This is a genomic window from Desulfobaculum senezii, assembly GCF_054657395.1.
The window spans coordinates 19,520-41,147 of record NZ_BAAHYU010000003.1 but is presented as its reverse complement, the minus strand read 5'-3'; the positions used below and the strand labels follow the sequence as shown (position 1 = coordinate 41,147).

Genomic DNA, 21,628 nt, shown 5'->3' with positions numbered 1-21,628 from the left:
CAACGCCCTTGCGCCCGTGGCGCATCCTGTCTACCGTGCTGGGTACGCAACCAATTTATTCACAGCATGGAGAAAGGATACCGACTATGCGAAGCAAAAAGATGACGCAGGGGCTGGAGAAGGCTCCGCATCGCTCGCTGTTGTACGCGCTGGGGATGACGCGCGACGAAATGCAGCGCCCGCTCGTGGGCGTGGTGAACGCTGCAAACGAGGTGGTCCCGGGGCATATCCACCTCGACCGGATTGCCGAAGCCGTGAAGGCCGGAGTGCGCTCCGCGGGCGGCACACCCATGGAGTTTCCGGTCATTGGCGTGTGCGACGGCCTCGCCATGAACCATGAGGGCATGTACTATTCCCTGCCCTCGCGCGAAATCATCGCGGATTCCATTGAAATTATGGCCAGTGCGCATCCCTTTGATGCGCTGGTGCTCATACCCAACTGCGACAAAATCGTGCCCGCCATGCTCATGGCGGCGCTGCGCATGAATATCCCCGCCATTGTTGTGTCCGGCGGCCCTATGATGGCCGGAGTGGACGATACGGACCTTATCAGCGTGTTTGAGGGCGTGGGCCGCGTGAAGCGCGGCGAAATGACAGAGGACGAGCTGTCCGAATTGGAGCAGTGCGCCTGTCCGGGGTGTGGCTCCTGTTCCGGTATGTTCACGGCAAATTCCATGAACTGCCTGTCCGAGACCATCGGCCTTGCCCTGCCCGGCAACGGCACCATTCCCGCCGTCACTGCCGAGCGTATCCGCCTTGCCAAGACCGCTGGCGCGCGTGTGATGGACCTTGTGCGCGAGAACATTACCCCGCGCGACATCGTCACCGAAAAGGCCGTTGCCAACGCGGTCGCCATGGACATGGCCCTTGGGTGCTCCACCAACACCGTCCTGCATCTGCCCGCCGTCTTCGCCGAGGCCGGTCTTGATTTGGACCTGACCATCTTTGACGACGTCAGCCGCAAGACTCCGAACCTCTGCAAGCTCTCCCCCGCCGGGCCGAACCATATTCACGACCTGCACCGCGCGGGCGGTATTCCCGCCGTGATGAGCGAGCTTGACGCCCACGGCCACATTCACCGCGACGCGCTCACCGTCACCGGGCACACCGTTGGCGAGAATCTCGACGCCCTTGGCGCCAAGGCTAAAGACCGCGCCGTCATCCGCAGTTACGACGAGCCGTATGCCAAGCAAGGCGGCATTGCCATTTTGCGCGGCAACCTCGCCGAGCAGGGGGCCGTGGTCAAGCAGTCCGCCGTTGCCCCTGCCATGATGACGCAGACCGGCCCCGCCCGCGTCTTTAACGGCGAAGAGGACGCCAACGCGGCCATCCTTGGCGGCAGCATCAACCCCGGCGAAATCATCGTCATCCGCTACGAAGGCCCGCGCGGAGGCCCCGGCATGCGAGAGATGCTCTCCCCTACCGCCAATATCGGCGGCATGGGCCTTGGCGAATCCGTGGCCCTCATCACCGACGGCCGCTTCTCCGGCGGCACCCGCGGCGCAGCCATCGGCCACGTGTCGCCCGAAGCCGCAGACGGCGGCCTCATCGCCCTTGTGCAGGAAGGCGACACCATCGAAATCGACATCCCTCAGCGCAAGCTGAATCTGCTCGTCGATGACGACGAACTCGCGCGCCGACGTGACAAACTGGTGCACCCCACCAAAGAAATTACGTCGCCCATCCTCAAGCGCTACAGCAGACTCGTCACCTCCGCCGCCAGCGGCGGTGTGTATCGGGACGATATGTAGTTCGAAAGCTCCCCAAACACTCCAGAGTGTGTTTGGGGAGCTTCTTTTTTTGCCTCCGGCGGCTCAAGGGTGTGACACCCTTGAGAATCCCCAGGATTTTCGGGGCGGAAGCCGCCCCGAAAATAGGGGTGGGTGGGCGGGGTCTTCTGCCTTATGCCTTTTTGTTCTTCCCCTTCCCAACAGGGATTCTCACCGGTATTCAAATGGCGCCAAAGCCCCCCAAAAAAATATCCACATCAACACGGACGGGAGCCGTCAGGGGTGACGACAGTTCCATACAAAGCCACCCGGTCTGTGCGCACGCAGGATCGTTAAGGACAGTAGTCCTTAACCAGCTCTGCTATCTTTATCTCTAAGGCTTCTCGCCCTTTCAGGCCGAGAAACCTAAGAGCTTAAGTCGCCGGAGGCTATCTTTATCTCTTAGCCCCGTCGTTTTTTCAGGCCGAACGCCCTACGAACTCAAGTCACGGAGACGAATCTTCTCCCACGCTCGCTCCTGCCTCCCCGCTTCACCACCGTCACCGGCTTATGATGATGAACATTGCGGGCGCATTGCGCTCCTGTTGAAGTTGTCATAGAACCGAGGGAAGTGACTGAATCGGCATGGAATTGAGGCCCTCAAGCGGGCGCGAATCGGAGGCGAAATGTCGGAGCGTTGGGACAGGGAAGCTGTTGCGAGCTACGAGGAGTGGTTTGAGACTGCGGAGGGGGCGTTTGCCTTTTCGCAGGAGCGCCGCCTTGTGGAGCGTTTGGTTTCTGCATGGCCGCGCCGTGGGCAGCGCCTGCTTGATGTTGGGTGCGGCCCGGGCATGATGTTGAAGTCCATGTGGGAGTCTGGCTTTGATGTGACGGGGCTGGACGCTGCACCGGAGATGCTGGGCGCGGCGCGCCGGCGCATGGGCGCGCGTGCGGCGTACCATGTTGGTCAGGCGGACCATATGCCGTTTGACGACAACGAATTTGAATTTTCTGTGGTGATGAACGTGTTGGAGTTTTGCGAGGACCCGGAGGCGGTGCTTCGCGAGGCTGCGCGGGTAACGCGCCACGGTATGATTGTGTGTTATTTGAATAAATGGAGCTTGTATTGGCTGCTGGTTGGCCGTCCGGGGCGCAATGGGCGTGGCGGGCGGCTTGCGCGGGCGCGCTGGTTCTCGCCGCTGGATATGCGCCGGATGCTGGGCAATGCTCTTGGCGTGTTGCCGGAGGAGGCGGGGTCCGTGCTGCCGGGGCCGCCGAAAACGTGGCGTGGGCGGCGGCCGTGGACGGTGCTGAACAGGCTGGTGTATCCGCATGGTGTTGGCGCATTTTGCGCTGTGCGGCTTGATTTTACTGGCGGCAAACCGCTTACGCCGCTGATGGCCTTTAGCGCGCGTCCGTGCGGAACGACGTAGGGGCGCGGGGCACTTCTGCTTCTCCCGGCGAGCCGGGAACTTCCGAAATAGAATTGGCGAGGTTGCGTGGTGCATTGGCGGCGCCGTACAGGGCGCGCCCTGCGCGGTGCGAATGCGGCGCGCGGCGGGCGTCTTGCGGTGCGTTTGCGTACGCTGACGCTTTTGACATTTCACGGCGTATGGACTACTGCCTATCGGCTTAGCCCGCGCGCATCCAAGGGGTGCGCCGAGTCCCTTCAAATCCTGAACGAATCGACGTTAGAGCAATGAGCAAGATTCAAAAAATCAAGGGCGTAGCAGACCTCTTCTCGCCCGAGAGCGACAAGTTCGCCTTCATGGAGCGGACCGCGCGCGAGGTCTTCTCGCGTTACGGTTACCGCGAGGTACGCATCCCCATCATGGAAAAGACGGAGCTTTTTGCCCGTTCCATCGGTGAGGAGACGGACGTGGTCCAGAAGGAGATGTACACCTTCCCGGACCGCAAGGGCCGTTCCCTGACGCTGCGCCCGGAGGCCACCGCAGGACTGATGCGGGCCTACATTGAGAACAAGCTCCACGCCTCGCAGGCTGTGTCGAAGCTGTTCACCTTTGGCCCCATGTTCCGCTACGAGCGCCCGCAGAAGGGCCGCATGCGCCAGTTCCACCAGTTGGATGTGGAGATGATTGGCGCAAGCGAGCCGCAGGCGGACGCCGAGCTTCTGCTGATGCTCAATGCGTTTTTGCGCACGCTGGGCCTGAGGAAGCTGTCCTTTGAAATCAATTCGCTGGGCTGTCATGACTGCCGCCCTGCGCACCGCGAGGCATTGAAGGAGTTCTTCAGCCACGTGAACAAGGAGGAACTCTGTGACGACTGCCGTCGTCGCGTCGATACCAATCCTCTGCGTGTGCTGGACTGCAAGGTCGAGCGGTGCCGCGAACTGACCCAGGGCGCTCCTGAAATCACGGACCACCTGTGCGATTCGTGCCGTAGCGACTTTGAAGAGATCAAGGGCATCCTTAACGCCATGAACGTTGAGTATACGCACAATCCGCGCTTGGTGCGCGGCCTTGACTACTACGTGGGGCTGACGTTTGAGGTGACATCCTCGGACATTGGCTCGCAGACTGCTGTTGCTGGTGGTGGCCGCTACAATGGCCTCATCAAGCAGCTGGGCGGTCCGGACCTGCCTGCCACGGGCTTTGGCATCGGCATGGAGCGCCTTGCGCTGCTGCTGGGCGATATGCAGACCGAGGGGCAGGACTTCTACGTAGCAGTTCTGGACGAAAACGGGTCCACTCCCGCACTGACGCTGGCGCAGACGCTGCGCGCCGCTGGTCTGTCCGGCGAAGCCGGATTCACCAAGGGCAGCATGAAGAGCCGCCTGCGCGCCGCGAACAAGTCCGGCGCGCGCTGGTGCTTGCTGCTTGGCACGGACGAGCTGGCCGCAGGCGAAGTGACGGTGAAGGACCTTGAGGGCGGCGAGCAGGAGCGCGTGGCGCTGGCTGACGTGTGCGCCCACCTTGCCGCGAAAAAGTAATCGCGCCGTAGTACACTGACAACGCTGCGCCGGATGCACCGGCGCAAGATTTTCTTATAAGGGTAGGTAATTTTCATGAGCGAGTCCTCTGATATTCAGATGGAGCATCAGCAATACATCCAGCCGCTGGGCGACTGGGTGCGCACCCACTCCTGCTGCGAACTCACCGCGGCAAACGTGGGTGACGAAGTCCTGCTTATGGGCTGGGCGCAGTTCCGCCGCGACCACGGCGGCCTTATCTTTATCGACATGCGCGACCGTGAAGGCCTGACGCAGGTCGTCTTCTCCCCCGAGGAGAACGAAGAGGCCCACAAGACCGCGCACATCCTGCGCACCGAATATGTCCTTGCCATCAAGGGCCGCGTCCGCCTGCGCCCCGAGGGCATGGCCAACTCCAATCTGCACACCGGCGAGATTGAAGTTGTGGTGTCGGACTGGAAACTGCTGAACACGTGCCGCACCACGCCTTTTGGCATTGAGGACCGTGTGGAGGCGACGGAGAACCTGCGCCTCAAGTACCGCTACCTCGACCTGCGCCGCCCGCGTCTGGCCAAGAATTTCATCATCCGCCACAAGGCCATGCAGAGCGTGCGCCGCTATCTGGACGAGCTGAGCTTCCTCGACATCGAGACGCCCATCCTGACCAAGAGCACGCCCGAGGGCGCGCGCGACTTCCTCGTGCCCAGCCGTGTGAATCAGGGCCAGTTCTATGCGTTGCCGCAGTCTCCCCAGCTGTTCAAACAGTTGCTGATGGTGGCAGGCATGGAGCGCTATTACCAGATTGTACGCTGCTTCCGCGACGAAGACCTGCGCGCCGACCGCCAGCCCGAGTTCACGCAGATTGACTGCGAGATGAGCTTTGTGGACCACGAGCAGGTTATGGCGATGGGCGAAGGCATGGCCCGCCGCATGTTCAAGGACGTGCTGGACGTGGACCTGCCCGAGGCCTTCCCGCGTATGACCTACGCCGAGGCCATGGACAAGTACGGCGTGGACAAGCCGGACACCCGCTTTGAACTGCTGCTCACCGACGTCACCGACGTTGTGAAGGGCTCCGAGTTCCGCCTGTTTGCCACGGCGGAGCTGGTCAAGGCCATGACCGTCAAGGGCGGCGCCACCATGAGCCGTAAGGAAATCGACGACCACACCGAGTTCGTGAAGATTTACGGCGCCAAGGGTCTGGCGTGGATTAAGGTGAAGGAAGACGACTGGCAGTCCCCCATTGCCAAGTTCCTGTCCGACGACGAGCGCAAGGGCCTCACCGAGGCGCTTGGCCTTGAGCCGGGCGATATTGTGTTCTTCCAGGCCGGTCCTGCGGATATGGTCAACGCGGCGCTGGGCAACCTGCGCCTGCGCATTGGCGAGCAGATGGGCCTCATCGACGAGAAAGCCATCAACGCCCTGTGGGTGACGGACTTCCCCCTGCTGGAATGGGACGACGAGTCCAAGCGCTACGCGGCGCTGCACCACCCCTTCACGGCCCCGCATCCGGACGATATTGAGCTTCTGAAGACCGATCCCGGCAAGGTGCGCTCCAACGCCTACGACATGGTCATCAACGGCCATGAGGTTGGCGGCGGCTCCATCCGCATCCACTCCAGTGAAGTGCAGGCCAGCATGTTTGAGGCCCTCGGCATTGGCGAAGAGGAAGCGCAGGAGAAGTTCGGCTTCCTGCTTGAGGCGCTGGAATATGGCGCTCCGCCGCACGGAGGCATTGCCTTTGGTCTGGACAGACTTATTATGATTCTGACGGGCGCAAAGTCCATCAGAGAGGTCATCGCCTTCCCCAAGACCCAGAGGGGGACGTGCCTGATGACCGAAGCCCCCAGCCCCGTTGCCACCGCGCAGCTGCGCGAGCTTGGCATCAAGCTGCGGGAGAAACCCAGCAACTAGCCGGAATCGCTTCCGCCGTCCTGTGCGGCGGAAGCGCTACCCCATCCCGGGCGTCCGGCACGTCGGGACACTGCTATGAAAAGAGAAATCGTCACGTATCCGGAGCCGGTCCTTGCCGAAAAGGCGGCCGAGATTACCGAGATTACGCCAGAAATCCGTGCCCTTGCCGAAGACATGGCCGAAACCATGTACGAAGGCGACGGCATTGGCCTTGCTGCGCCGCAGGTGGGCGAAAGCTGCCGCCTTGTGGTGGTGGACATCACCGGCCCCAATGACCGCAGCGACCTGCGCATCCTCGTGAATCCGTGCATCACTTCCCGCGAGGGCGAGGTGGAGTCCGAAGAGGGCTGCCTGAGCGTTATCGGACTGCGTGGCAAGGTCACGCGTGCGGAAAACATCACCGTGGACGCCACCGACCTTGAGGGCAACCCTGTCCACATCGAGGCCGACGGTCTGCTGGCCATCTGCCTGCAGCACGAGATCGACCACCTCGACGGCGTGCTGTTCATCGACCATTTAAGCCGCCTCAAGCGGTCCTTGTACGACAAGAAAGTGAAAAAATGGGTTCGACAGAAAAAACGCCACTCCGCATAGTTTTCATGGGCACGCCCGATTTTGCCCGCACGTCCCTTGAGCACCTTGCTGCGTGGGACGGCGGTGAGATTGTGGGCGTGTACACCCAGCCCGACCGCCCCTGTGGCCGGGGACAGGTCTGCAAGCCCTCCGCGGTGAAGCAGCTGGCCCTTGAGCAGGGATGGGACGTCTACCAGCCCGTTAACTTCAAGGACTCCGCCGCCATTGACGAACTGGCCGCCCTGCGCCCGGACGTCCTGGTGGTTGCCGCTTATGGTCTCATTCTGCCGCAGGCTGTGCTGGACATTGCTCCGCATGGCGCGGTGAACGTGCACTCCTCCCTGCTGCCCAAGTACCGCGGCGCTGCGCCCATCCAGCGCGCCATCTTACATGGCGACGATGTGACCGGCGTGACCATCATGCAGATGGACAAGGGCATGGACACCGGCGACATCCTGAAGGCGCGCGCTCTTGCCATAGGCAAGGATGACACCGCGGAAATTCTGCATGACGAGCTGGCCGAGCTTGGCGGCAAACTGCTGGTGGAAACACTGGACGCCATGGTTGCCGGAACGCTGCGCCGCATCAAGCAGGATGAGGACAAGGCCACCTACGCGGCCAAGCTGTCCAAGAGCGAGGGCCAGCTGGACTGGACCCGCCCCGCGCAAGAGGTGCATAACCGCGCCCGCGCCATGCATCCGTGGCCGGGGGCGTACTTCTTCTGGTGCGCGCCAGACCGTGACAAGCCCCTGCGCATTGCCCTGACTCCCGGCGAAGTTGGCCCCTCCCTTGAGGAGTACGGCAACCCCGAACCGGGAACCATCATCGGCGATGTTGACGGCAAGCTCGCCATTGCCTGCGCTGACAAGGTGTACCTTGCTGCTGCGGTGAAGCCCGCCGGCAAGAAGTGCATGACGGCCGAAGGCTTCTGCTGCGGCTACTTGAACCGCTGCGCGGAGTAGGCTCCGGAGCTTGACTTTTGCCGGGCCTGTTGGTGGTATGTCAGTGAATTCATGCCACTAGCACGGTACAAGCCCCAAGGGCGCAGGGAGAGGAATGACCCACCAGCATAACGACCTGACGGATTTCGACGCGACGGACCGAGAGGTCAGCCGAGAGCGCAAGCGGCTGTTCATCGGTCTTATTTCTTTGGCCTCCGTGCTTGTGAGCGCTGTGCTGCTTTTGCTGTGGTACGTGCCCTATGTGGGGCTGACCTCCATCCATCCCATTATGCCGTGGCTTATGGGCGCGGTTGTGGCCGTTGCCGTTGGCGGCGTGCTGTGGGCTGGGCTGGGCCTTGTGCTGAATATTCTTGTGGGCCGCAGTCTGCCGTATACGCGGCGTCTTCACGGCCTGACCATCAAGCTGTTTTTGCCGCTTATGGTGCTGCTGGGCAAAGCCCTTGGCATATCCAAGCGGCGCGTGCGTTCCTCGTTCATTAAGGTGAATAACGAGCTGGTGCGGAACGAGGCCTCGCGCTACGAGGCCGATGACATTTTGCTCCTTTTGCCCCACTGCCTGCAGAACAGCCGCTGCGACATGCGGCTGACCTATGACATGAACAACTGCAAGCGGTGCGGCAAATGCCCCATCAAAGACCTTCTTGAACTTTCCGAGCGGTATGGCGTGCATATGGCAATTGCCACCGGCGGGACCATTGCGCGGCGCATCGTGGTGCAGACGCGGCCGAAACTCATCTTGGCCGTCGCCTGTGAACGCGACCTCGCCAGCGGCATTCAGGACACCTACCCCATCCCAACCTACGGTGTCATGAACGAGCGCCCCCACGGGCCGTGTCTGGATACGCAGGTCTCCACCGCACTGGTGGAGAAGGCGCTCCAGCGCTTTATGGTGTCGCCCCCCGAACCTTCACCCACGCTGAAGCCTCTTTCCACCACGGCTGAGGCGGGTGCGTAACCCATCATGACCAAAAAACGAAAATATCGACCTCAATTGCCGCCAGCACGACTGGCGGCAATCGACGCTCTGACGGCTTGCCTTGATCAGGGCATTGACATTCAGGCGGCCCTTGATGCCGCCATCACCTCCCTCAGGGACGCAGGCGGCATTGACGCCCGCGACACCGCGCTGGCGACGGAATTGGCCTATGGCTATCTGCGCTTGCGGCTGCGCCTTGATTTTATCCTCGACTCCCATCTGAAGTCCCCCGGCAAAACGCCCCGGCGCATGCGCCTCGCCCTTGGCGTGGCCGCGTTCGAGATTCTTATGCTCGACCGCGTTCCGGCCTACGCCTCCGTGGACTGGTGCGTCACGCATGTGAAAAAGGACATCACGCCCAAGCTGTCTGGCGTTGCCAACGCCGTCCTGCGCGCCGTGAGCCGCCTAGGAGCCGAGGCGACCTCCCATGACTACTACCGGCAGGACAAGCCGGACCGGGATACCTTCCTTAGCCGCTACTACTCCTGCCCCAAGTGGCTGGTGAAGCTGTGGCGCAAGGCCTACGGCGAACGCAAGGCCATTGCCCTGCTGTCGGCGTCGGTGAAGGCGCCGGCCCTTGGTCTGCGGTTCGATTTTTCCTCCCCTGCCTCGCGGGCGGCGCATGAGCAGCTTGCGGCGCAGGAGGATTGCCTCGCCACCATGGGCACCGGCCTTGCCATGCGCGCCCCCACGCCCGAGGCCCTGAGCGCCGAGCGCGATGGTTTTGCCGTGCGCCAGAGCGCTGCAGGGCAGGAGGCCATGCTGGCCCTTGGCGCCAAGGACTGGCCCCGCCCTTTATGGGATGCCTGTTGTGGCCGTGGCGGCAAAGCCCTTTTTCTGCACAGCCTTGGGGGCGGCCCCATTGTGGCCAGCGACCCAAGCCCTGCCCGTCTGCGTGGCCTCAGCGCCCTGCTGGCGGGCAAGGACATTGACGACGTGACCGTGGCGCAGGCGCGCGCGGACGAGCCCGCGCCCTTTGCCGAGCCTTTTCCCGTGGTGCTGGTTGACGCGCCGTGCTCCGGCCTTGGCGTGCTGTCACGCCGCCCGGATGCCAAGTACCGCCGTACGCGCAAGGACCTTGCGGAACTTGCCGCGCTCCAGACCAGTATCCTCGACACGGCGTGGCAGGCCGTCGCCCCCGGCGGCATGCTGGCCTATGTGACCTGCACCATGACTCCGCAGGAGAATGAGCAGCAGGTGGAGGGCTTCCTGCGCCGCGCCAAGGACGCCGCCCTGATGACGCGCTTCCGCACGCCGGAGGATACCCCCCTCGGCGAGTTCTTCTTTGGCGCGACATTCCGCAAGATGTAGTGCCTCGCGCCTTTTCTCGCTCTTTTGCGCCGCCCGCCTTACTGAGGTGGGCGGCGCTTTGTGTTTGGGCGCCCTGCTCTGGCTACGGCGTGGGGCGCCCCTTGGTGGACGCCCTGCCCGCCTCGCTTGTCCCGCCCATGGGGTGCGCTTCCGCCCTTCGCGCAGTGGCTGAGGAGTGTTTCGCGTGAAACGGCGGGGCGATTTGGGGATTTGTCCTCCTGCAGTGAAGGGGGCGGAAGGCCTTTGCCCCCTTGCCCTCAGGCCCCGGGCGCAGTAAGGATTGTCCCTCGGCGCAGTGCGCCGGGGAGAGAGAATGGCAGCAGACGTCCGCGAATATATTCAGGCCCTCAAGGATTCCAAACAGCTGGGCCAACTTGTGGTCCACCATCAGGTTGTGGAGGGACGCCCCGCCGTCACGGCGGCGTGCCGTCGCCCATGGCCCGTCACTGTGGAGCGCTTGCTGGCGTGGCGCGGCATCACGCAGCTGTATTCTCATCAGGCCCGCGCCATGGATATTCTGCGCAGTGGGCGCAGTATGGTTGCCGCCACCCCAACGGCCAGCGGCAAAACGCTCATCTACAACCTGCCCGTCATCGAACAGGTGCTTTCCAACCCCGACAGCCGCGCGCTGTATCTTTTCCCCCTCAAGGCCCTTGCGCAGGACCAGTTGAAGGGCTTCAACGAGCTTGTGGCCCCATGGCCCGGCGACGACCGGCCCGAAGCCCGCATCTACGACGGCGACACCACCCAGTGGTTCCGTAAGAAAATTCGCGATAATCCACCTCATGTGCTCATGACCAATCCGGAGATGATGCATCTGTCCATGCTGCCCTACCATGAGCGGTGGGCCGCATTCTGGGCGGGGCTGACCCATGTGGTGGTGGACGAGGTGCACACCTATCGCGGGGTGCTTGGCTCGCACATGGCGCAGGTTTTCCGCCGGATGCGGCGCGTGTGCGCGCGGTACGGGGCGAACCCGTCCTTTGCATTTTTGTCCGCCACGGTGGGCAATCCCGGCCAGCTGACGCATGACCTTACCGGGCTGGACGTCGAGACCGTTACCGAGTCTGGCGCGCCGCAGGGTTCGCGGCATTTTGTGTTTGTGAATCCGGCCCTGACCATGGCCGAGAGCCCCTCGCAGGTGGCTATTCATCTCCTGAAGGCCGCCCTTGCACGCGGCATGCGGACCATTGTTTACTGCCAGTCGCGCAAGATGACGGAGCTTATCTCCATGTGGGCCTCCCAGCGCGCCGGGCGCTACAGGGACCGCATCAGCGCCTACCGCGCTGGCTTTCTGCCCGAGGAGCGGCGCGATATTGAGGAGCGCATGGCCTCCGGCGAGCTGTTGGCCGTCGTATCCACCAGCGCGCTGGAACTTGGCATCGACATCGGCAATCTGGACCTGTGCATTCTGGTGGGCTACCCCGGCACCATCATGAGCACCCTGCAGCGCGGGGGGCGCGTTGGCCGCGCCCAGCAAGAATCCGCCGTGGCCCTTGTTGCGGGCGAGGATCAGCTGGACCAGTATTTTATGAAGAACCCGCGCGACTTCTTCGCGCGTCCGCCCGAGAATGCGGTGCTGAACCCGGTTAATCCGGTCATTGTAGAAAAGCACCTTGTGTGCGCGTCGGCGGAGTTGCCGCTGTCGCCTGACGAGCCGTGGCTTGCCGAACCGGGCATGGCCGAGCAGGTTGCGCGCCTTGAGGCCGAAGGCAAACTGCTGCGCAGTGCGGATGGCCGTGATATTTACTCCCACCGCAAGCGCCCGCACCGCGAAATCAGCCTACGCGGTTCCAGCCGGACCTTTCAGATTGTTACGGGGCATGATTCCCTTGAGGAAGCCGGCGGCGAGGGGCAGGTCAGCATTGGCGACATCGACGAACACCGCGCCTTTACGGAGACCTACACCGGCGCGGTGTATCTGCACCGCGGCCGGTCCTATGTGGTGGACAAGCTGGATGTGGAGGGCGGCGCTGTGCACGTGCGCCCGGCCAAGGTGGACTACTACACCCGCGTGCGCAGTGAGAAGACCACGGAAATTTTATCCACCACAGGCGTGCGTGCGGCCTACGGCTGCCGGGTGTTTGTGGGACGCCTGCGCGTAACGCAGACCGTAAAGGGCTATGAAAAGCGGCGCATTCGCGGCAGCAAGCTCATGACCGTTGTCCCGCTGGATCTGCCGCCCCTCACGTTTGAGACCGACGGCCTGTGGATAGAAATCCCGCGCGAGATTCAGCGCAAGGCCGAGGACGAGTATCTGCACTTTATGGGCGGCATCCATGCGGTGGAACACGCCGCCATTGGCATTCTGCCGCTGCTCGTCATGACGGACCGAAACGACCTTGGCGGCATTTCCACGCCCTATCATCAGCAAGTCGGCGGCGCAGCGGTGTTTGTCTACGACGGCGTGCCCGGCGGCGTTGGGTTGACGCGGCAGGCCTTTGACACCGCCGAGGAACTTATTGAGCGGACTCTTTCGGTCGTCGCAGACTGCGAGTGCGAACTCGGGTGCCCCTCCTGCGTGCATTCCCCCAAGTGCGGCTCCGGCAACCGCCCCATCGACAAAGCCGCGTCCCTCTTTATTCTGCGCGCCATCAAGGCTGCCCCGCGTCCTCAGAATCTGACACTGGAGGATGCGCCGGGCACTGATGACAAAACGACTACGGAGCGTAATACAATGAAGCCTAAAGCCAACGGTCAGACCACCCCCGCCCCCTCTTCATCCGCGTCTGCGTCCGATGAGCCAGCAGGACCGGCAGTCCCCGTTGCCGCCAGTGCGCCCCGCGCTTCTGCCGCCGAACAGGGCAACGGACGCTACGCCGTGCTCGACCTCGAAACCCAGCGCTCCGCGCAGGAGGTCGGCGGGTGGGGCAAGGCGTACCGTATGGGGGTCTCCTGCGTGTGCGTGTACGACTCCGCCGCCGACGAGACGTTGTCCTATCTGGAGGACGACATCCCCCAGCTTATTGACGACCTGCAAGGCTATGACTTCGTCGTCGGCTTCAACATCAAGCGCTTCGACTACACCGTGCTCACGGGCTACACGGATTTTGACTTCCGCACGCTGACGACCATCGACCTGCTGGAACACGTGCACCGCCGCCTTGGCTACCGCCTGTCCCTCGACCATCTGGCGCAGGCCACCCTTGGCGCGCAAAAATCCGCCGACGGCCTGCAAGCCCTCAAGTGGTGGAAGGAAGGTCGCATCGACGATATTGTCGCCTACTGCAAACAGGACGTCGCTGTCACACGCGATCTCTACCGCTACGGCGCCGAGCACGGCTATCTGCTCTTCCGTAATAAAGCGAAAAGAGACGTCCGCCTGCCCGTGGATTGGTCGGTGTTGCCGGGGTAGGTACGGGAAGAGGAAGAGTGCCTCCGGCGGGTTAAGGAAATAATTTCCTTAACAATCCTTAGGATTTTCTGGAGCGGAAGCCGCTCCAGAAAATAGGGGTGGGCGGGCCTTCCGCCTTTCTCTTCTCCCCACGCCCCAACAGGGATTCTCACCGGTATTCACTCAGCGCCAACGCCCCCCCCAAAAAAACATCCACACGGACGAGAGCCGTCAGGGGTGACGACTGCCGCATCCACTCGCACCCGGCATGTGCGCAAATGGGATCCCTAAGGGCCCCCGGCCCTTAGGCCTGCGGAGCAAAAAACTCTGGCCCCCTCCCCCCTTCCTTGGGCCTGTTCTCCTCCCCCGCGCCCCCCTGCGCCTGCTCTCCCATTTCAAGCCCTCTTGCTTCCTGCTATGCTGAACCAAACGCACGAAGTCGGCGCGCTGTGCTGCGCGGCGCACATGGAGATGCATATGGAGGACTTATGCAGATAGGTATGGTTGGCCTTGGCCGCATGGGCATGAACATGGCGCGGCGGCTGCTTGGCGGCGGGCACGCTGTGGTGGCGTATAACCGCACGCCCCAGCGGGTGGATGACATCCGCGCTGCCGGGGCGGCGGGGGCGTATACCCTTGAGGAGCTGGTGGAGCAGTTGGAGCGGCCGCGCGTGGTGTGGATTATGTTGCCTGCGGGGCAGACTGTGGATGACCATATTGACGTGCTGATTCCGCTGCTGGACGCGGAGGACATCATCGTGGACGGCGGCAACTCGCGCTACCATGATGACATCCGGCGCGCGGCGAATCTGGCCGGGCATGGCCTGCGGTACGTGGACGCCGGGGTGAGCGGCGGCATCTGGGGGCTGGAGGTTGGCTACTGTACGATGCTTGGCGGCAACGCCGCTGATGTGGAGCACCTGACGCCGCTCCTTGAAACCCTTGCGCCCAAGGATGGCTATTTGCACTGCGGCGGTCACGGCGCGGGGCACTTCGTGAAGATGATCCATAACGGCATTGAATACGGCATGATGCAGGCCTATGCCGAGGGCTTTGCGCTGCTGGAGGCCTCGCGCTATGGCGAGGAGATGGATTTTTCGCGCGTTGCGGGGCTGTGGAATCAGGGGAGCGTTATCCGCTCGTGGCTTCTGGAGTTGGCGGAGTCGGCCTTTGCCGGGGACGCGCGCCTTGAGGATGTGGCCGCGTTCGTGGAGGACTCGGGCGAAGGGCGCTGGACTGTTGCTGAGGCTGTGGACGCGGCTGTCCCGGCGCCGGTGCTGACGCTGGCGCTCATGGAGCGCTTCCGTTCGCGGCAGGAGAATTCGTTTGCGGACCGGCTGCTTGCGGCGCTTCGCGCTGAGTTTGGCGGGCACGCGGTAAAACGTCCGAACAAGGAGTAGTGCTGTGGACAGTGTTTCGTCGTCTGCACTTGGGCGTGCATTTTCGCCCTCGGCGCTGACCCATGGCGAGTGCGCGCGTGGGGGCGCTCCTGCGCCGTGCTCACTTGTCATCTTTGGTGCGTCTGGGGATTTGACGGCGCGCAAGCTGTTCCCGGCGCTGTTTCGGCTGCTGCGTGGTGGGCTCTTAGACCCGCGAAGCACGGTGGTGGGCGTGGCGCGCTCCGGCATGGATGACGCCATGTTCCGCCGCCGCATGAAGCAGGCGCTTGAGGATGCCGATATTTTTGAAGAAGACCTGTGGGACCAGTGCGCGCAGAACCTGCACTACCACCAGTTGCAGTATGACAGCCCCAAGGAATACGGCGCGCTGGCCGAGCGCCTTGGCCAGTGGGAGGCGGAGCGCGGAGATGGCGGCAACCGCCTGTTTTATTTGGCAACGCCGCCTGCGGTGTATGGCACCATTGCCGAGCACCTTGGCCGGAGCGGCCTCGCCCGCGAAACAGAAGAGGCGTACGCGCGGCTGGTGGTGGAAAAGCCCTTTGGGCATGACCTGCCAAGCGCCCGCGCGCTGGACGCCACCCTGCACGAGGCCTTTGCCGAGCATCAGATTTTTCGCATAGACCACTACCTTGCCAAGGAAACCGTGCAGAATATTTTGCTGTTTCGCTTTGGGAATGCGGTGTTCGAGCCGATTTGGAACCGGCGGTATATTGCGTCCATTACCTGCGCATCGTCGGAGAAGATAGGAGTGGAGCACCGGGCTGGATACTATGAGCACGCGGGCGTCCTGCGCGATATGTTCCAGAACCATATGATGCAGATTTTGTCCCTTGTGGCCATTGAGCCGCCCGCGCTCTTTGAGGCGGACCGGGTGCGCGATGAAAAGGTGAAGGTGTACCGGGCACTGCGCCCCTTTGCGCCGGAGCGGCTGCGGGAGCATTTGGTGCTGGGGCAGTACGCGCGGGGTGTGGTGGATGGGCGCGAGGTGCCCGCCTACCGCGAGGAGCGTGGTGTCTCCGGCTCATCCATAACGCCGACGTTTGCCATGCTCACGGCGTATGTGGACAACTGGCGCTGGCAGGGGGTGCCGTTTCACATCATGTCCGGCAAGCGGCTGCAGGAAAAGCTGACGCGCATTGTGATTACATTCCGCGATGTGCCGCACTCCATGTTCCGTGAGGTGGCGCAGGGGGATATGGCGCCCAACCGGCTGGTGGTGGATGTGGCGCCGGATAATGCCATTTCGCTGCAATTTCAGGCCAAGGTGCCGGGGGCGCAGCTGTGCTTCCGGCCCGTGACCATGCGCTATGACTTTTCCGCCGAGGCCTCGGGAACGGGGCTGGATGCGTATGAAAAGGTGGTTCTGGATTGTATGCTTGGGGACCAGACGCTGTTTTGGCGGCAGGATGGCGTGGAGGCGTGCTGGGGCTACCTGACGCCAATTCTTGATTTGTGCGAAGCCTGCGGCGACGCGGAGGAGCACCTGCACCCCTACCCTGCTGGCTCGTGGGGCCCACAGGCCAGCCTTAAGACGGTGCGGACGCTGTTTTAGGGCGGCGCCATGCGGTGACGCTGGTCCACTAGGCGGAAACAAAACGGCCCGGACAAAATTTGTCCGGGCCGTTTTGCGTTGCGGGAAAAACAGGGCGCCCTACCCGTTTGCGGCGTCCCATGTGGCCTGAATAACGGTGCCCTTGCCGGGCTGGGAAAAAATGCCAAAGTCGCCGCCGCTCATTTCCGTGCGTTCGCGCATATTTTCCAGCCCCATGCCTGTGGTGATGCGCTCGCGCATGGCGTCGGTGCTGAGGGAGAAGCCGCAGCCGTTGTCGCGGATGCGCAGGACAAGGGCGGCGTCCTCGTGGGCGAGGGTTAGCCAGACCACGCTGGCCCCGCTGTGGCGGGCGGCGTTGCTCATGGCCTCCTGCATGATGCGGTAGAAGGTCACCTTGAGGCTGGGCGGGATGTCGGCTTCCTCTATTTCTATGCGCTTTTGCACCAGCACGTGGGAATAAATGCTTTCGTATTCTGCGCAGAAGCCGTTCATGGACGTGATGAGGCCAAGGTCCTCAATGCTTGGCGGGTGCAGCGCCGCCTGAATGTTGCGGATTTTGTCGATGAGGCCTTGGGTGAGGGTCACCACGCTGCGAAGGGGCTTTACGCTGGCTTCGTCCGCCACGGGGGCAACGTCGAGAATGGCATTTTCCACCGCGTATTTGACGGCGGCAAGGGTCTGTCCCACGTCGTCGTGCAGTTCGCGCGCAAGGCGCTGGCGTTCCTGCTCCTGCGCCTGAAAAAAGCGGCGCGAGAGAATGCGCAGGCGTTTTTCATTTTCCTTCAGGCGCTGCTCGTACTGCACGCGGCGGGTCACATCGCGCCCGACGGCTTGGTATTCCGCGGGGGAGCCGTCGTCGTTGAAAATGATGCGGACGTTCCATTCCAAATGCCGCATGGTGTTGTCTGCCGTGGTGAGGCTGGTCTGACAGGTGACGATGGGGCATGCCCCGCACAACGCGGAGACACCACGCCGCACCGCGCCCCGGTCCTGCTTGCTGATGAGGTCGAAAAATGTGGACGGCGGGGCCTGCGAGGCAAGGCGCAGGTTCTGCATGGCCCGGTTTTGGTAGGTGAGCGTACCGCTGCGGCGGAAGCGGCAGACGTATTCCGTCTGGTCCTCCACGATGGCGCGGTAGCGCTTTTCGCTTTCGGTGAGGGCGCGCTCCATTTCTCGCACGCGGGTGACGTCCGTGACCACGGCGACACTGCCGTTGAAGTGGCCGGTTTCGGAAAACAGCGGCGCGGCGGAGATGAGGCAGTGGACGTTGCGCCCGTTGCTGCGGCGGAAGTCAATTTCGTAGACATCGGCCTTGCCTGCGGCGCGGGTTTGGAGTTGCTCGCGGATGGTGGCGCGCGTTGTGGCGCTCAGGCCATCGTCAATGTAGTCCAGCACCGTCCGCCCAAGGATTTCCGCCCGCTGTTTCCCCATGATTTCACAGTATCTTTGGTTGACGGCAATGACGGTTTGGTCCGCATCTGTCAGGGCGAGGCCGTCGTTGAGTGTCTCGAAAACCTTGCGCAGGAAGAGTTCCTTGGTGGCCAGCATATGCGCGTAGCGCCTGTTGGCTGTCACATCCACAAGGGTGGCCAGCTTCAGGCCCGAGGGCAGATTGATGAGCCGAAAATTGATGATGTGTGTTTCGCCGTTAGCGCACGTGAGGGGATGCTCGCGCTCCACAAAGGAGCGGGTGCGGTCCTCGCGCCACAGATGCAGCAGGCGGTGGCGCAGCGTGGGGTCGGGATAGGCCCGGTGCAGCCATGCGCCAAGGGGGGTAAGGTCCGCAAGGGTATAGCCCGTCATGGCCGTAAAGCTGGCATTGACAAAAAGCGGCTTTGCCTCAGCATCAAAGACGATGATGCCTAGCTGCGCGTTGTCCATCACGGCGGAAAGGAGTTGTCTTTCGGTGTCTGTCAGCGATGAAAGGGACAGCCCGTCTGGGAAGCGGAAGGCCATAGGGAGCTACTGGTGGCTGAAGGTGTCAGCTGGTGCGCGCTCCAGCGATGAGGGCTTTGGCGGCGGTGGATTCGAGGGGGCGGGAAAAATAAAAGCCCTGCACGAAATCGCAGCTTAGTCCTTTGAGCAGGTCGAGCTGGTCGGCCTGCTCCACGCCCTCGGCAACAACGTCGAGGCCGATGGTCCGGGCAAGGGCGAGAACAATGCGCACAATTTCGGTGTTTTGGCTCCCCTTGCTCATGTCCACGATGAAGGACCGGTCCACCTTGAGTGTATTTACCGGGAATTGCAAGAGATAGGACAGCGAGCAGTAGCCTGTGCCAAAGTCGTCGATGGAGAGTTGAATGCCCAGCGCCTTGAGCCGCTTGAGCATGACAAGGGCGCTTTCGGCATTGCGCATGATGGCGGTTTCGGTGATTTCCAGCTTGAGGCACGAGGGGGTGAGGCCTGTTTCGTCGAGGATGCAGGTAATCTGGTCCACAAGGCTTGGCTGGGAAAACTGCACGGCGGAAAGATTGACGGACAGCACCAGATCTGCGCGCGAGGGGTAGGCGGCCTGCCACTCGGCCATGGTGGCGCAGGCTTGGCGCAACACCAAAAGGCCAAGGTCAATAATGTCGCCGGTGTCCTCGGCGTGGGGGATGAAGTCGCTGGGCAGAATTTCGCCGTGGATGGGATGCCGCCAGCGGCATAGGGCCTCAAAGCCGACGACTTCGCCGGTTTTGATGGACAGGATGGGCTGGTACAGGACGTAGAATTCTTTGTTTTGGATGGCGCGGCGCAGGTCGTTTTCAAAGAACATGGTCCGCGCGGCGCGCTCGCGCATGCGGGTGGTGAAGACCTTGATGTGGTTGCGGCGGTCTTCGCGCCGGGCTTCATACAGGGCTATGTTGGCGTTTTGCAAAATTTCTTCGGGCTGGGTGCATCCGGTTTGACTGAGGACGATGCCGAAGCTGGCCGTCAGGCGGATGGAGCGGTCCCCAATGGTCAGGGGCTTGGCAAGGGCTGCGCGCACGCGGTGCACGGCGGTAATGGCCTCGCGCGGGGATTCCAGTTCGTCGAGGAGCAGGATGAATTGGTCGCCGCCAAAGCGGCACACGGTGTCCAGACTGCGCACGCAGTGCAAAAGCCGCAGGCCTGTTTCGCGCAGGACGCTGTCGCCAAAGGCGTGGCCGAGGCTGTCGTTGATGACGCGGAAGCGGTCAATGTCGAGGAAGACCACGGCGTAGTGGTAGTCAGGGCGGCGCTTGGAGCGCGCCAAAACCTGCCGGATGCGGTCAAGGCAGAGTTCGCGGTTGGCGAGGCCTGTGAGGGTGTCGTGCAGGGATTCGTAGCTGAGGCGGCGCTCTAAGCTTTTGCGGTCCGTGATGTCGCGCATGCTGCAGCGGACGCCAAGGGGGGAGCCGTCGTCGTCAAAGACGCTGCGGCAGACCACATTCAGCCAGCGCATGCGCCCGTCCTTGCGGAAAAAGCGCACGTCGATGGAGTCCGTGTCCGAGTGCTCGTCGGTTTCCATGAACTGGGTCCAGATGGGCACATCGTCGCGGTGCAACAGGCCAAGCATAAACTGCGGGTCCGCGAGGAAGTCCTTCTCGGCGTAGCCCGTGAGCCGGAGGCACGAGGTGGACACATACAGCATGCGCCCGCCCGGCGAGCACCACGTCTCCAGCCCAAAGGCGGAGTCGGACACGGTGCGGTAGCGCTTTTCGGAGCAGCGCAGGGCGTCCTCCATGCGGATGCGTTCAATGGACAGCGCCACCTGCCCGGAGATGGCGGCCAAAAGGTCGGCGTCCTGCTCGGTGTACTGATGCGGATTGTGGTAGTCCTGAATGGCCATGGCCCCGATGATTGTGCCGCTGACCATGAGGGGAACGCCCAGCCATACCGCGCTCATGGTGCCCACCACGCCTGAAACGCCCTCGCGCAGGCCGTCGCCGCCCGCGTCTACGTCCTGTGCATTGATGAGCAGTGGCTTGCCGGAGCGGATGACGTCCAGCGTCAGGCTTTTGGTGGCGGGGTCGCTGATGCCCCGGATTTCCAAAAAGGATTCCATCTCGTCCATGTAGTAGGGAAAGACGAGGCGGTCGTTGTCCTTGTCGATGAGGGCAATGTAAAAGTTGGGTGCGGCGATGTATTCCAGCAGAATGCGGTGGATGGTGGGAAACAGCTCGTCGATGGAGGGCGAAACGTTGACCACGTTGGCAATGCGGTACAACAGCCCGAGGCGGCGTTCGTTGCTGAGGCCTTCGCTGCGGGTGTTGAGGCGCTCGGTCACGTCCTCCATAATGCCTACGAGATTGGCGGTGCCGTCGGGATTGTCGTGCCGGCGGATGACGGCGTCCAGCCAGTAGCACTCGCCGTCTTTTTTGCACTGGCGCAGAAGCCCGCGCCACTCGCGCCCGTGAACAAGGGCGCGCATCATCCGGTCGCGCTCCGCCGGGGGCAGCATTTTGGAGGTGTGGGTAAAAACGCTCTGCCCCACCACTTCGTCAGTGGAAAAGCCAGAAATATCGCAGAACATGGGGTTGGCGTATTCAACCGTCCCCTCAAGGTCCGTGACCAGAACAAGCGTTGGGGAATGCTCCACCACCGATGGCAGCCACGCCGGAATGCGTGTGGTTTGGCCGTGCTGCATGAGGCGGAGCAGGTCGTCGTGCTCCCGCCGCAGACGGGCATAGCGTTGCCGCAGGGTTTGGAGCTCATCGTGGCAGTGGACGACATGCTCTGTACAGTGGCCTGGAGTGTTGTCGGTACCCATAGCATCCTGTGGGGCTGAGGTGGCAGATGGATATATGCCTTCCTGTATACGCTAGACCGATTGGATTGTGCAATGTGTTTTGTAAAGAGCGACGGTGTGTTGGAGCGTTCTCCAAAAGGTGATGCTGCGCTGGTGGTGGCGTTTTTCGGGGGATAAGTGCGTTGGCCGGGGCGTATGGCCCCATGGCGCGGCAGGTGGATGCGGCGCAAAAAAGCCCCCGGACCGTGGTCCGGGGGCTTTTTGAATGTGTGGAG

At 62.5% G+C, this 21,628-nt stretch carries 13 protein-coding genes; 11 read left to right on the top strand and 2 right to left on the bottom strand.

Annotated elements, in window-relative coordinates; translation table 11 throughout:
* Positions 1–86: 86 nt before the first annotated feature.
* The 11 genes from ilvD to zwf all read left to right on the top strand — a co-directional run bounded on the left by ilvD (position 87) and on the right by zwf (position 16,660).
* Entirely contained in the window at positions 87–1,751 is a 1,665-nt protein-coding gene (ilvD, locus tag ACYQ2T_RS09320) for a dihydroxy-acid dehydratase (protein ID WP_459900130.1), read from the top strand.
* Positions 1,752–2,395: 644 nt separating this feature from the next.
* On the top strand, positions 2,396–3,142 hold the full coding sequence (locus ACYQ2T_RS09315; protein ID WP_459900129.1) for a class I SAM-dependent methyltransferase: 747 nt from the start codon (positions 2,396–2,398) through the stop codon (positions 3,140–3,142).
* A 266-nt stretch (positions 3,143–3,408) separates the two neighbouring features.
* Positions 3,409–4,659, top strand: a complete 1,251-nt coding sequence (gene hisS, locus ACYQ2T_RS09310) for a histidine--tRNA ligase (protein WP_459900127.1) — start codon at positions 3,409–3,411, stop codon at positions 4,657–4,659.
* A 75-nt stretch (positions 4,660–4,734) separates the two neighbouring features.
* A complete protein-coding gene (gene aspS, locus ACYQ2T_RS09305; RefSeq protein ID WP_459900126.1) occupies positions 4,735–6,552 on the top strand; it encodes an aspartate--tRNA ligase in 1,818 nt (605 codons plus the stop codon).
* A gap of 75 nt (positions 6,553–6,627) precedes the next feature.
* Entirely contained in the window at positions 6,628–7,146 is a 519-nt protein-coding gene (gene def / locus ACYQ2T_RS09300) for a peptide deformylase (RefSeq protein ID WP_459900125.1), read from the top strand.
* Positions 7,113–8,087, top strand: a complete 975-nt coding sequence (gene fmt / locus ACYQ2T_RS09295; protein ID WP_459900124.1) for a methionyl-tRNA formyltransferase — start codon at positions 7,113–7,115, stop codon at positions 8,085–8,087. Before def ends, fmt begins: the two co-directional genes overlap by 34 nt.
* Before the next feature lie 94 nt (positions 8,088–8,181).
* Complete coding sequence (locus tag ACYQ2T_RS09290; RefSeq protein WP_459900123.1) at positions 8,182–9,042, top strand: DUF116 domain-containing protein; 861 nt, start codon at positions 8,182–8,184, stop codon at positions 9,040–9,042.
* Positions 9,043–9,048: 6 nt separating this feature from the next.
* The gene (locus ACYQ2T_RS09285; RefSeq protein WP_459900122.1) at positions 9,049–10,374 is read left to right on the top strand and encodes an RsmB/NOP family class I SAM-dependent RNA methyltransferase; all 1,326 of its coding nucleotides are present in this window, start codon (positions 9,049–9,051) and stop codon (positions 10,372–10,374) included.
* 313 nt (positions 10,375–10,687) lie between these two features.
* Complete coding sequence (locus tag ACYQ2T_RS09280; RefSeq protein WP_459900121.1) at positions 10,688–13,729, top strand: DEAD/DEAH box helicase; 3,042 nt, start codon at positions 10,688–10,690, stop codon at positions 13,727–13,729.
* Between the two features lie 467 nt (positions 13,730–14,196).
* Complete coding sequence (gene gnd / locus ACYQ2T_RS09275; RefSeq protein WP_459900120.1) at positions 14,197–15,108, top strand: phosphogluconate dehydrogenase (NAD(+)-dependent, decarboxylating); 912 nt, start codon at positions 14,197–14,199, stop codon at positions 15,106–15,108.
* A 4-nt stretch (positions 15,109–15,112) separates the two neighbouring features.
* On the top strand, positions 15,113–16,660 hold the full coding sequence (gene zwf / locus ACYQ2T_RS09270) for a glucose-6-phosphate dehydrogenase (RefSeq protein WP_459900119.1): 1,548 nt from the start codon (positions 15,113–15,115) through the stop codon (positions 16,658–16,660).
* A gap of 99 nt (positions 16,661–16,759) precedes the next feature.
* On the opposite strand, the gene ACYQ2T_RS09265 is transcribed toward zwf, so the two are convergent.
* Positions 16,760–18,616, bottom strand: coding sequence for a PAS domain-containing sensor histidine kinase (locus ACYQ2T_RS09265; protein ID WP_459900118.1), 1,857 nt, complete (start codon positions 18,614–18,616; stop codon positions 16,760–16,762).
* 25 nt (positions 18,617–18,641) lie between these two features.
* Positions 18,642–21,374: a sensor domain-containing protein gene (locus tag ACYQ2T_RS09260; protein ID WP_459900117.1), complete on the bottom strand. Its 2,733-nt coding sequence runs from the start codon at positions 21,372–21,374 to the stop codon at positions 18,642–18,644.
* Positions 21,375–21,628: the final 254 nt, after the last annotated feature.

Coding starts and splice junctions, on each gene's coding strand:
- ilvD (WP_459900130.1), top strand. CDS start 87: ATGCGAAGCAAAAAGATGACGCAGGGGCTGGAGAAGGCTCCGCATCGC.
- ACYQ2T_RS09315 (WP_459900129.1), top strand. CDS start 2,396: ATGTCGGAGCGTTGGGACAGGGAAGCTGTTGCGAGCTACGAGGAGTGG.
- hisS (WP_459900127.1), top strand. CDS start 3,409: ATGAGCAAGATTCAAAAAATCAAGGGCGTAGCAGACCTCTTCTCGCCC.
- aspS (WP_459900126.1), top strand. CDS start 4,735: ATGAGCGAGTCCTCTGATATTCAGATGGAGCATCAGCAATACATCCAG.
- def (WP_459900125.1), top strand. CDS start 6,628: ATGAAAAGAGAAATCGTCACGTATCCGGAGCCGGTCCTTGCCGAAAAG.
- fmt (WP_459900124.1), top strand. CDS start 7,113: ATGGGTTCGACAGAAAAAACGCCACTCCGCATAGTTTTCATGGGCACG.
- ACYQ2T_RS09290 (WP_459900123.1), top strand. CDS start 8,182: ATGACCCACCAGCATAACGACCTGACGGATTTCGACGCGACGGACCGA.
- ACYQ2T_RS09285 (WP_459900122.1), top strand. CDS start 9,049: ATGACCAAAAAACGAAAATATCGACCTCAATTGCCGCCAGCACGACTG.
- ACYQ2T_RS09280 (WP_459900121.1), top strand. CDS start 10,688: ATGGCAGCAGACGTCCGCGAATATATTCAGGCCCTCAAGGATTCCAAA.
- gnd (WP_459900120.1), top strand. CDS start 14,197: ATGCAGATAGGTATGGTTGGCCTTGGCCGCATGGGCATGAACATGGCG.
- ACYQ2T_RS09265 (WP_459900118.1), bottom strand. CDS start 18,616: ATGGCCTTCCGCTTCCCAGACGGGCTGTCCCTTTCATCGCTGACAGAC.
- ACYQ2T_RS09260 (WP_459900117.1), bottom strand. CDS start 21,374: ATGGGTACCGACAACACTCCAGGCCACTGTACAGAGCATGTCGTCCAC.